Here is a 10,259-nt window from a genome sequence, read left to right as displayed (position 1 = left end):
ACCACGACCCGCACCACCGCCAGGTTCCCGGCGTGCTTGTGCGTGTTCGTCAGCGCCTCCTGCACGATCCGGTACGCCGTCAGCCCGGTCAGCGCCGGCATCGGCAGCTCCGCCGCCGCCCCGGCCCCGGCCACCTCCACGTTCAACCCCGCGTGCTGGAACGCCTCCACCAGCGCCGCCAGATCCGCCAGCCCCGGCGCGGGCTCGCGCGGCGCCGCCGTCTCGTCGCCGGCGCGCAGCAGCCCGACCGTCGCGCGCAGCTCGTCCAGCGCCGACCGCGACGTGTCCCGGATCCGTTCAAGCGCCTCGTAGGCGTGCGACGGGTCCGTCTTCATCAAGTGATGTGCGACCCCGGCCTGCGCGTTGACCAGCGTGATGTGGTGCGCGACCACGTCGTGCAGCTCCCGCGCGATCCGCATCCGCTCCTCGGTGACGCGCCGCAGCGCCTCCTCCTCCTTCGTCTGCTCCGCACGCTCGGCCCGCTCCATCACCGACGCCAGCAACTCCCGCCGGCTGCGCTGCGCGTCGCCGATCGCCAACGCGAGGCCGTTCCAGGCCAGGATCCCGAGGTTCTCGCCCAGCGCGGCCATCTCCGGGCGCAGGGTCAGCGCCAGTGTGGTGAGGGTCACCGCGGTGACCGTCCCGACCTTGACCGTGGTCGGCCGGTCGGAGCGCTTGGCGAAGGAGTACAGCGCGATGGCGCAGGCGATCGGCGGGATGCTCGGCACGCCCACGAACGGCATCGCGGCCGCGGTCACCGCCGAGGTGGCGATGACCGCGCCCAGCGGCCACCGGCTGCGGAACAGCAGCGGGACGGCCACCGACGTCAGCAGCGCGCCGGCCGTCTCGGCGCTGACGTGCTTGTGCAGCGCCGAGACGAACAGGACCGGGGACAGCAGGACCAGGTACATCGCGGTGGTCACCACGTCCCGGCTGGCGGTGCCGGGACGCGTCCATTCCTTGATCCGCCGCAAGTCAGTCACCGTTTCAGGGTATGCGGTGATTCGCCGAGGCCAGCTCGTGCTCGTCGTGCGGACCGCCCTGCGCCGGCACGGCACCGGGGACCGGCTCCGGCTCACCCTCGACCGACATGTGCGGCAGCACCTTGTCCAGCCACGACGGCAGCCACCAGTTGGCGCGTCCGAAGCGGTGCATCAGCGCCGGGACCAGGATCAGCCGCAGCATCAGCACGTCCAGCAGGATCGCCAGCGCCAGCGCCATGCCGAACTCGGCGATGACCCGCTGGCCGTTGAACAGGAACGCGCCGAACACGCAGGTCATGATGACGCCCGCGGCTACGATCACCTGGCCGGTCTCACCGTGGCCGACGCGCACCGACCGGTGGTTGTCCGCCGAGTGCGACCACTCCTCGTGCATCCGGCTGATCAGGAACACCTGGTAGTCCATCGACAGCCCGAACAAGATGCTGATCACGATCACCGGTACGAACGCCTCGACGGGCCCCGAACCGCCGGCTCCCAGCGCCTCCGAACCCCAGCCCCACTGGAACACCGCGACCAGCGACCCGAACGCCACACCCATGGTGAGCAGGTTCATCGCCACGCCGATCAGCGGCACCAGCAGGCTGCGGAAGGCCAGGATCATCAGCAGGCAGCCCAGCCCCACGATGATCGCCACGAACAGCGGCAGCTTGCTGGTCAGCGTGTGGCTGAAGTCGTTGCTGATGGCGGTCGGCCCGGAGACCATGACGTGCAGCGTGGTCCCGGTCTCGGCCTTGGGGATCACGTCGTGCCGCAGGTTGTCGATCAGGTCAGTGGTGGCCTTGTCCTGCGGCGAGCTGACCGGCACCACCTGCACCACGCCGAGCGTCTGCCCGGGCTGCATGGGCCGCGCGGAGACGTCGGCGACGTCCGGCACGGTCTTGATCGTGTTCACCAGCGTGGTCAGCGCCTGCTGGTCCCCGCCCGCCGGAGTCTGCGCAACCAGCGTCAGGGGGCCGTTGAAGCCCTTGCCGAAGCCGTCTGCGAGCAGGTCGTAGGCCTGGCGCGTGGTCGTCGACTTGGGGTCGTTGCCGGCGTCGGAGTTGCCCAGGCGGATGGAGAAGAACGGCACCGCGACCAGTGCCATGACGCCGATCGCCAGCAGCGCCTTGCCCAGCGGCCGGGCCTCGACCTTGCCCGCCCAGCGCGTGAACGCGGTCTCAGGGTGCCCCGGGGTGCCCGAACCGGCCTTGGATCCGCGGCGGCCCGAGGCCTGCGCGTAGGGCACCAGGACGCCGACGCCGGCCTGGCGCGCCGCCAGCTCCCGGCGCTGCTTCTTGCTCAGCACCCGCAGCTTCAGGAAGCCCAGCATCGCCGGCAGCAGCGTGATCGCCGCCAGCACGGTCATCGACACGGTCACCGCCGCGCCGATCGCCATGCCGTTGAGGAAGCTCAGGCCGAGCGCGAACATGCCCAGCAGCGCGATCACCACGGTCCCGCCGGCGAAGATCACCGCGCGCCCGGAGGTGTTCAGCGCCTTGGCGACCGAGTCCTCGACCGACAACCCGGCCATCAGGCCCTTGCGATGCCGGTTCACGATGAACAGCGCGTAGTCGATGCCGACGCCCAGGCCCACGAGCGTGGCCAGGGTCGGCGCGGTGGAGCTGATCGCGATCAGGTGCGAGAGCTGGCCGGTGCCCGTGATGCCGGTGACCACGCCGGCCACGCCGGTCAGGATCGGCATCACCGCCGCGCCGAAGCACCGGAACACCAGGCCCAGCACGATCAGCGCGGCCACCACGCCGATCAGGTCCGCGGCGCCGCCGATCTTCTGCTCGGCCTCGGTGATCGCCTGTCCGCCGAGCTCCACCTGCAGGTTGCCGCTCCGGGCGCGCTGCGCGACATCGATGACGTGCTGGGTCTGCGCCTTCGGGATGTCGTGCGCCTGCTGCGTGAAGTTGATCGTCGCGTAGGCGGTGGTCCCGTCCTTGCTGATCTGCGTCGCGCCGCGCGGCCCGCTGTACGGGCTGGTGACCGCCGCGACACCTGGCGAGGCCGCGATCTGGTTCAGCGTGTCGGTCATGCGCTGCTGGACCGCCGGATCGGTGACCTTGGCGCCGCCGACGGTGTGCCACACCACCTGGTCGCTGTCCCCGGCCGAGGCCGGCAGGGACTGCTTCAGCAGGTCCAGCGCCTGGCTCGACTCCGAGGCCGGGATCGACATCGTGTCGTTGTACTTGGTGCCGGCCGAGCTGGTCAGCGCCCCGAGGCCGACGATCAGCGCCAACCAGACGAGGACGGTGACGAGACGGTGCTTGTTGCACCAACGGGCAATGACTGACATCAGGGCTCCCGGCCTTCTTGCGAGCATGAAACGCGTGCGGTTTACACGGTGCCGGGGAGGAGGGGTCCGAGTCGTCTGCCAGGCGCAGACACTTGTGCTGCTGCGGACGCAGTACGAGCGGGGAGCGCCTACTGCCTGTGGAGCAGGGCGGTAGTCGGGCGATCACACGGTGCTGCCCGATCAGGCTTCGAGGATCGCCTCCAGGAACACGGCGACGCCGTCGTCCTCGACCGAACCGATCACGCCGTCGGCCGCCGCGATCACGCTCGGGTGTGCGTTGGCGACCGCGTAGGAGTGGCCGGCCCAACCGAACATCGACAGGTCGTTGGGCATGTCGCCGAACGCGGTCACGTTCTCGGCGGCGACGCCCAGGCGGGCCGCGTGCCGGGCCAGACCGTCCGCCTTGCTGACCCCCGGGGCCACGGCCTCGACCAGGCGCAGGCCGTTGGAGTGGTAGACGGTGACCAGGTCCCCGACCGCGGGCTGGGCCAGCGCGAGCAGTTCGTCGGCCGACAGGCTCTCGTGCCGGCCGACCAGCTTCGGCGCGGGTCGCTCCCACAACGTGGCCTCGTCGAGGCGCTGCACGGTGATGTCGCGGTCCCAATCCCACGGCTCGTAAAGGGGATCGGCGGCCAACGAGTCGGCGTACTCCACGGCCAGGCCGATGCCGGGGATGGCCTCCCGCAGCCCGCGTGCCACCTTCTTCAAAGTCGCCGGATCGATGGCGTACTCCGCGACGACCGCGCGTGCTCGCAGATCGTAGTCGTAGGCGCCGTTGGAGCAGACGGCGATGCCGTGCAGCCCGAAGGCGTCGGCGATCTGCCCCATCAGCCGGGGCGGCCGGCCGGTGACGAAGACGAAGGGGATTCCGGCCGTTTCCAGCGCCTCGAAGGCGGCGACGGTACGGGGGGAGACCGCCCCGTCGTGGCGGACCAGGGTCCCGTCCAGGTCGCAGGCTATGAGCGACGGCAGCTGTGTCATGGTCGACATTGTCGCCGGTGGCGGTGGCCCGTGCCGGACCCGTCCGGTGACAGGACGGCGTCTTGACGTGGTCCGGTGTGGACTACTACGTTTCACGGCGTCGAGCTTATTCATATCCGTGGGTTGTGTTCATGGATGTGAACACTGTGGAGGTCTGGCGTGACCGACTTGAAGATTGTCTCCGTCGCGATCACCCCGGTCGCCCTGAAAGACCCGCCTCTGCTCAACTCCTCCGGCGTCCACGAGCCGTTCGCCCTGCGCTCCATCGTCGAGGTGCACACCGACGCCGGCATCGTCGGCATCTCCGAGGCCTACGGCGACGACGCGACCCTGGCGCTGCTGCACCGGGCCGCGACCGCGGTGGTCGGGACCGACGTCTTCGACCTCAACGAGCTCAGCCGCCGGGTCGCCGAGGCGGTCGGCGGCTCCGAGGCCTCCTCGCCGACCGAGCTGATCGGCGCCGCCAGCCACGACAAGACGGTGGCCCAGGCGTTCGCCGCGTTCGAGGTGGCCTGCTTCGACGCGCAGGGCAAGGCGACCGGCCGGCGCGTCGTGGACCTGCTCGGCGGCGCCGTCCGGGAACGCGTCGACTACAGCGCCTACCTCTTCTACAAGTGGGCCGAGCACCCCGGCGACTACGACGTCGACCCCTGGGGCGAGGCGCTGGACCCGGACGGCATCGTGAAGCAGGCGCGCCGGATGGTCGAGCGCTACGGCTTCGGCTCGCTGAAGCTCAAGGGCGGCGTCTTCCCGCCCGAGGAGGAGATCGAGGCCGTCAAGGCCCTGCGACAGGCCTTCCCCGGCCGTCCGGTGCGCATCGACCCGAACGCCAACTGGACCGTGGAGACCAGCCATCGCGTGGCCGCCGCGCTGGAGGGCGAGCTGGAGTACCTGGAGGACCCGACGCCGGGGATCCCCGGGATGGCCGAGGTCGCGGCGAAGACGTCGCTGCCGCTGGCCACCAACATGTGCGTCACCAGCTTCGCGGAGATCCCCGAGTCCGTGCGGCTCGGCGCGGTGCGGGTCATCCTGTCCGACCACCACTTCTGGGGCGGCTTCCGGGCCACCCAGAACCTGGCGGCGCTGTGCCGCACCTTCGACCTCGGGCTGTCGATGCACTCGAACACCCACCTCGGGCTCAGCCTCGCCGCGATGACGCACATCGCCGCCGCCACGCCGAACCTGACTTACGCGCTCGACACGCACACACCGTGGAAGTCCGAGACCGAGGACGTGCTGGTCGGCGGGGGCCTGACCTTCACCGACGGCGCCGTGACGGTGCCCTCGGGCCCGGGGCTCGGCGTGGAACTGGACCGGGACGCCGTGGCCCGGCTGCACGAGCAGTACCTGACGTGCGGGATCCGACGGCGCGATGATGTGGGTTGGATGCAGCGGGTGCGGCCGGAGTGGACGGGGAAGCGGCCGCGGTTCTGACACGGTCCGGCGCGGAGTTTCGGAGGTACGCAATGACTGTGGCGACGTATGTGTATCCGTGGGATGTGGTGGGCGACGACGCGGCGGCCGAGACGATCGCCGGACTCGGCGTCGACCACGCGGTCGTCGCAGCGTTCTACCACGCGACCCGCGCCCTGACCCCGCGGCACGCCTGGCACCGGGTGGTCGTGGCCGAGCACAGTGCCTCGTACCTGCCGGTCGGCGAAGCCTGGGAGCAGGTGCTGCCCGCGGCGCAGACGTGGGTCGACGCCGACGACGCCTTCGGGCAGACGGCGGCGGCGCTCGCCGCGGCGGGGGTGCCCACGCACGCGTGGGTCGTCGTCGATCACGTCGACGACTTCGACGCGCCGCACGTCGTGAACGCCTACGGCGACGTGTACCCGTGGGCCCTGTGTCCCTCGCACGAAGCAAACCTCGAATACGCGGTCGGCCTGGCCGCCGTGATCGCAGCCCGCCCCGACGTCTCCGGCGTGGAGTTCGAGGCGGCCGGCTGGTACGGCTTCGACCACCTGCACGAGCACGACAAGGTGGCCGGCATCCCGCTGTCCGAGGACGAGCTGTACCTGATGTCGCTCTGCTTCTGCGACGCCTGCCGCGACGAGTATCAGGCCTCTGGCATCCACGTCGGCCGGCTCCGCGAGACCGTCTGCACCCGGCTGGACGCACGCTTCGCCGCATCGGCGCCACTGCCGGATCCCGCACTGGCCGACCCCGACCTGGCCGCCGCAGTCCTGGGAACCCGCACCCGAGTGGCGAACCGCCTGCGCGGCGCGATGGTGCGCGAAGTACGGACGCAGCGCGACCCGGACTTCCCGATCCTCTTCCACGCCAACCCCGACTCCCGCCGCTCGACCGCGTTCACCGGCCTGGACGTCGGAACGCTGCCGAAGGACACCGGCGTCGTGCTGAACTGCTGGAACGGCTCGACGGACCCCGTGACCCGGGCGCTGGGGCACGACGCCCCGGTCAACGCGGGCCTGCTCGGCGTGGGCGGCATGGGATCCGACGGCGAACGGCTCGCGGCGCAGGCCTCTGCGATGCGCGAAGCCGGCGCGAGCGGGATCCGCTTGTATCACGCCGGCATCGGTTCGAACGCGGACCTGGAGGCTATGCGGCGCGCGGTTGAGGCTTTTCATGGGACCGTGCGCTAGCCGCCTCGTCTCGGTCTGGGCTGCCGCGCCGCCGGCTCCTACTCCGCCGGCAGCCCCACCAGCTTCAGGCTCAGCTGGTACAACTCAGCCCGCGCCCGCTTGTCATAAGCCTGCGCCAGCGCCCTCGTCTCCCGCTGCCGGTCGTAGAAGCGCCCGCTGACCCCCGCCAGCCGCGGGTCCGTCACCAGCCGCGCCGTCGCCTCGACCCCGGTCTCCAGGCTGTCGATGCTGTGCCCGGCCTCCAGCAGAACCATCTTCGTCGGCATGTAGGTCGCCGGGTGCAGGCTGTTGAACGTGACCTCCGACGCCGGCACCCGCTCGGCCATCTCCACCGTCGACGAGATCTGCGCCAGCTTGCTCTGGCAGTAGGCGCGGATGCCGCTGTAGCCGCGCTCCAGCATCACGTCGTCGAACTCGATGTCCTGTTGTCCGAGCGAGGCGACGTTCACCACACGCGCCGGCGCGGAGGCCCGCAGCAGCGGCAGCAACTCCTGCGTCAGCAGGAAGCCGGCCAGGTAGTTCACCGCGAAGCGCAGCTCGTAGCCGTCTTTGCTCTCGCGCCGGTCGCGGCCGTCGGGCTCCCCGCCGCCGATCCCGGCGTTGCTCACCAGCACGTCGAGGCGGTCGGTGGCTCCGCGCACCGCGGCGGCGAGCTCGCGTACCTGCGCCAATTCCGCCAGGTCGGCGCGGAACGTCGCCGGTCGCTCGATCCCGTGCTCGTCGCGGACGGCGTCCGCGGTCGCGTCGAGGCGGGCCTGGTCGCGGCCGTGCAGCAGCACGGTGTCGCCGCCGGCCGCCAGGCGGTGCGCCAGCGCGCGGCCGAGGCCGTCGGTCGCGCCGGTGATGAGGACTATGCGGGCATGAGTCATGGAACGGACTCCTAAACGGATGCCAGTGAGGTGTGCGCCGGCCAGTTTACCCCTTGTCGAGACGGCCCGTCTCGTTTAATGTCCGCCACCGCCGGTCCCAAGCACGCCCCAGCGCCGGGTAGACGATCAGGTGCCGGAAGGGCTTGATGAACGCCATGTACGCCGACCCGAACCGGCCGTTCGGCTTCACCAGCACCGCGAGCTGTCCGCGCCACGCGCCGCGGCCGTCGGGGACCCAGCTGATGTGCAGGACCCCGTGCATCGTGCCGTTGGCGATCTCCATCGCGCGCTCGTTGTCGCGCTCGTAGAGGAGCGTGAACTCAGAGCCCTTACGCGGGAGCGGCGCCGGGCCGTCCCGCAACTCCGCAGGCAGCCGTTCCCGCAGCGACGGCACGCGGGTCCCGAGCCCGCCGGAGCCCCGGTCCAGGCGCAGCACCGCGCCGATCTTGAACCGCAGCCAGAACAGCAGCCGCGTCGGCAGCGACGCCTCGTGCTCGAGCCCGGCGTCGAACACCGCCAGCAGCTTCGGGAAGTCGTCCGGGCCGCCGCCGGAGGCCGGAAGCTCCCAGACGTCCTCCAGCTCGAAGTCGCCCGCGATCTCGTGGACCAGCCACGGCCGCGCGGTGTGCGCCGCCTCCGGGATTCGTCGCATCACAGCCTCTTTCCGGCGCGCCCGGCCGAGCCTGAACCCGATTCAGGCCGGAGCGCCTCAGTCCGGCGGCCTCAGAGCCCCTGCCACACCGGCTTCGACGCGTAGGTCGCCTTGTAGTAGTCCCCCAACTTCAGCTGCTGTGCGGCAGCCTCGTCCACGACCACCGTAGCGTGCGGGTGCAGCTGGAGCGCCGAGGCCGGCACCATGCTCGACACCGGCCCCTCGACGGTCGCGGCGACCGCCTCGGCCTTGCCCGCGCCGGTGGCCAGCAGCACCAGGTGCCGGGCCTGCAGGATGGTGCCGATGCCCTGGGTGATGACGTGCCGGGGCACCTCGTCCAGGCCGTTGAAGAACCGGGCGTTGTCCACCCGGGTCCGCTCCGTCAGGGTCTTGATACGGGTGCGCGAGGCGAGTGAGGAGACCGGCTCGTTGAAGCCGATGTGGCCGTCGGTGCCGATGCCCAGCAGCTGCAGGTCCACGCCGCCGGCGTCGGCGAGCTGCTGCTCGTAGGCGGCGCAGGCGGCCGGCAGGTCCTCGGCGCTGCCGTCGGGGCCCAGGAACGCTGCGTCCCCGATGCCCAGCGGCGCCAGCACCTCGCGCTTGAGCACCTCGCGGTAGGACTCCGGGTGCCCGGCGGGCAGGCCCACGTACTCGTCGAGTTGGCACACCTTCAGGCGGCTCACGTCCACCTGCCCGGCGGCGGTCTTCGCGGCCAGCGCCTGGTACACCGGAAGCGGCGTGGAGCCGGTGGCGACGCCGAACAGCGCGTCGGGCTTGCGGGCGATCAGGTCGGCGACGGCCGAGGCGACGAGTTCGCCCTGAGCTGCGGCGTCCGCGACGATGACGACTTCCATGACGACCCCTCGGCTGTGGCTGACATCGGGCTGTAGCTGCATCTGGCACTGGTCTAGTTCATTGGTATAGACCAACTTACCGGAGTGCCGCGAGCGATGCGCGGCCGGGACGTGACCAGCGCGCCAACCGCGCCCGACCGGCCGGTGCCGACGAATGCCGACGAAAGCCCCCTTTCGGCTGTCCGGCTCCGCTGTTACGGTCGCGGCCATGGCAAACCGTTCCCACCTGTTCGCAGCGAACACGCTGCCCACCGAAGGCGGACGCCCCGACCCGGTGGTGGGCATCTCCGAGCACAACTGGAGCATCCCGCTGGCTCACCTGCTGCTGGTCAGCTTCGACACCCGCGTGGTCCCCTCGATGATCTGGGGCCGGCGCACCGCGGTGGCCGGAGACTACGACCGCGGGGCGGCGCTGTTAATGGAGCTGCTGCGGGTGGTGGGGGAGGAGGTCGCGGAGGAGCAGGACTTCGAGTCGGTGGTCGCCACGACGAAGGCCCAGCTGGACAAGCAGCGCGCGAAGTACTTCCTGCTGGAGGCCGGCGAGATCCTCGACATGGACGACGAGCCCGCGGAGGCCGCCATCGACCGGCTCGTCGTGCAGCACATCCCCTCCCTCGCCGCCCACGCCGAGGCCGCGATCGCCGGCGAGAACGCCGAATGGCTGGCGGTCGCGCGAGGGCGGTGGCGGGAGAACTTCTATTCGTTCTACAACGACACGCTGTTCTACTCGTTCGAGTCGGAGTAGTCCCTTTTCGGCTTCGGCTTCGGCTTCGGCATCAGCTGTATCAGCCCTCGAAGTCCGCGCGGTTCTCGACGACCTACTCCCGCAGCGACCGTGCCGGACGCCCGGTGATCCGCTCGACGCTGTTGGTGATCGGCGCCGGACGGCCGACCGCCGCCGCCGCATCATCAGCATCACCCCCGAAGCCCGCCCGGCCATCGAAACCTGGCTCGCCCCCGGCGCCGAAGCCTGGCGCCGTGCCCTGGCCCCGCTGGCCCCCACGCAACGCCG

Annotated in this window: 9 protein-coding genes; 3 read left to right on the top strand and 6 right to left on the bottom strand. The window is 70.9% G+C overall.

Features of this window, described 5'->3' with window-relative positions; all coding sequences use genetic code 11:
- The 3 genes from GWK61_RS20490 to GWK61_RS20480 all read right to left on the bottom strand — a co-directional run.
- The coding region (locus tag GWK61_RS20490; RefSeq protein ID WP_194910396.1) for a sensor histidine kinase at positions 1–983 on the bottom strand (983 nt) is incomplete at its 3' end.
- 4 nt (positions 984–987) lie between these two features.
- Positions 988–3,285, bottom strand: a complete 2,298-nt coding sequence (locus GWK61_RS20485; protein ID WP_194910395.1) for an MMPL family transporter — start codon at positions 3,283–3,285, stop codon at positions 988–990.
- A gap of 180 nt (positions 3,286–3,465) precedes the next feature.
- The gene (locus GWK61_RS20480; RefSeq protein ID WP_194910394.1) at positions 3,466–4,266 is read right to left on the bottom strand and encodes a Cof-type HAD-IIB family hydrolase; all 801 of its coding nucleotides are present in this window, start codon (positions 4,264–4,266) and stop codon (positions 3,466–3,468) included.
- Between the two features lie 159 nt (positions 4,267–4,425).
- Between GWK61_RS20480 and GWK61_RS20475 the strand changes: the two genes are divergently transcribed.
- Positions 4,426–5,700: a glucarate dehydratase family protein gene (locus GWK61_RS20475; protein ID WP_194910393.1), complete on the top strand. Its 1,275-nt coding sequence runs from the start codon at positions 4,426–4,428 to the stop codon at positions 5,698–5,700.
- A gap of 32 nt (positions 5,701–5,732) precedes the next feature.
- Positions 5,733–6,872, top strand: a complete 1,140-nt coding sequence (locus GWK61_RS20470; protein WP_194910392.1) for a hypothetical protein — start codon at positions 5,733–5,735, stop codon at positions 6,870–6,872.
- Positions 6,873–6,910: 38 nt separating this feature from the next.
- On the opposite strand, the gene GWK61_RS20465 is transcribed toward GWK61_RS20470, so the two are convergent.
- The 3 genes from GWK61_RS20465 to nagB form a co-directional block, all read right to left on the bottom strand.
- Positions 6,911–7,741, bottom strand: coding sequence for an SDR family NAD(P)-dependent oxidoreductase (locus GWK61_RS20465; RefSeq protein WP_194910391.1), 831 nt, complete (start codon positions 7,739–7,741; stop codon positions 6,911–6,913).
- A gap of 46 nt (positions 7,742–7,787) precedes the next feature.
- Positions 7,788–8,393, bottom strand: a complete 606-nt coding sequence (locus tag GWK61_RS20460; protein ID WP_194910390.1) for a DUF2867 domain-containing protein — start codon at positions 8,391–8,393, stop codon at positions 7,788–7,790.
- A 71-nt stretch (positions 8,394–8,464) separates the two neighbouring features.
- Positions 8,465–9,247 (bottom strand): glucosamine-6-phosphate deaminase, encoded by a 783-nt coding sequence (gene nagB / locus GWK61_RS20455; RefSeq protein ID WP_194910389.1) that lies wholly within the window; start codon positions 9,245–9,247, stop codon positions 8,465–8,467.
- A 208-nt stretch (positions 9,248–9,455) separates the two neighbouring features.
- Between nagB and GWK61_RS20450 the strand changes: the two genes are divergently transcribed.
- A complete protein-coding gene (locus GWK61_RS20450; RefSeq protein WP_228562636.1) occupies positions 9,456–9,992 on the top strand; it encodes a DUF7822 domain-containing protein in 537 nt (178 codons plus the stop codon).
- The last annotated feature ends 267 nt before the right edge of the window (positions 9,993–10,259 follow it).

It is taken from the genome of Catenulispora rubra (genome assembly GCF_015356825.1).
GTDB classification, from domain to species: Bacteria; Actinomycetota; Actinomycetes; order Streptomycetales; family Catenulisporaceae; genus Catenulispora; species Catenulispora rubra.
Note: the sequence above shows the minus strand (reverse complement) of the source record. Positions and strands in the feature narration are given on the sequence as shown.

What these genes read in the sequence shown, in the direction of transcription:
- nagB (WP_194910389.1), bottom strand. Translation starts at nt 9,247, where the DNA reads ATGGAAGTCGTCATCGTCGCGGACGCCGCAGCTCAGGGCGAACTCGTC.
- GWK61_RS20460 (WP_194910390.1), bottom strand. Translation starts at nt 8,393, where the DNA reads ATGCGACGAATCCCGGAGGCGGCGCACACCGCGCGGCCGTGGCTGGTC.
- GWK61_RS20485 (WP_194910395.1), bottom strand. Translation starts at nt 3,285, where the DNA reads ATGTCAGTCATTGCCCGTTGGTGCAACAAGCACCGTCTCGTCACCGTC.
- GWK61_RS20470 (WP_194910392.1), top strand. Translation starts at nt 5,733, where the DNA reads ATGACTGTGGCGACGTATGTGTATCCGTGGGATGTGGTGGGCGACGAC.
- GWK61_RS20450 (WP_228562636.1), top strand. Translation starts at nt 9,456, where the DNA reads ATGGCAAACCGTTCCCACCTGTTCGCAGCGAACACGCTGCCCACCGAA.
- GWK61_RS20480 (WP_194910394.1), bottom strand. Translation starts at nt 4,266, where the DNA reads ATGACACAGCTGCCGTCGCTCATAGCCTGCGACCTGGACGGGACCCTG.
- GWK61_RS20465 (WP_194910391.1), bottom strand. Translation starts at nt 7,741, where the DNA reads ATGACTCATGCCCGCATAGTCCTCATCACCGGCGCGACCGACGGCCTC.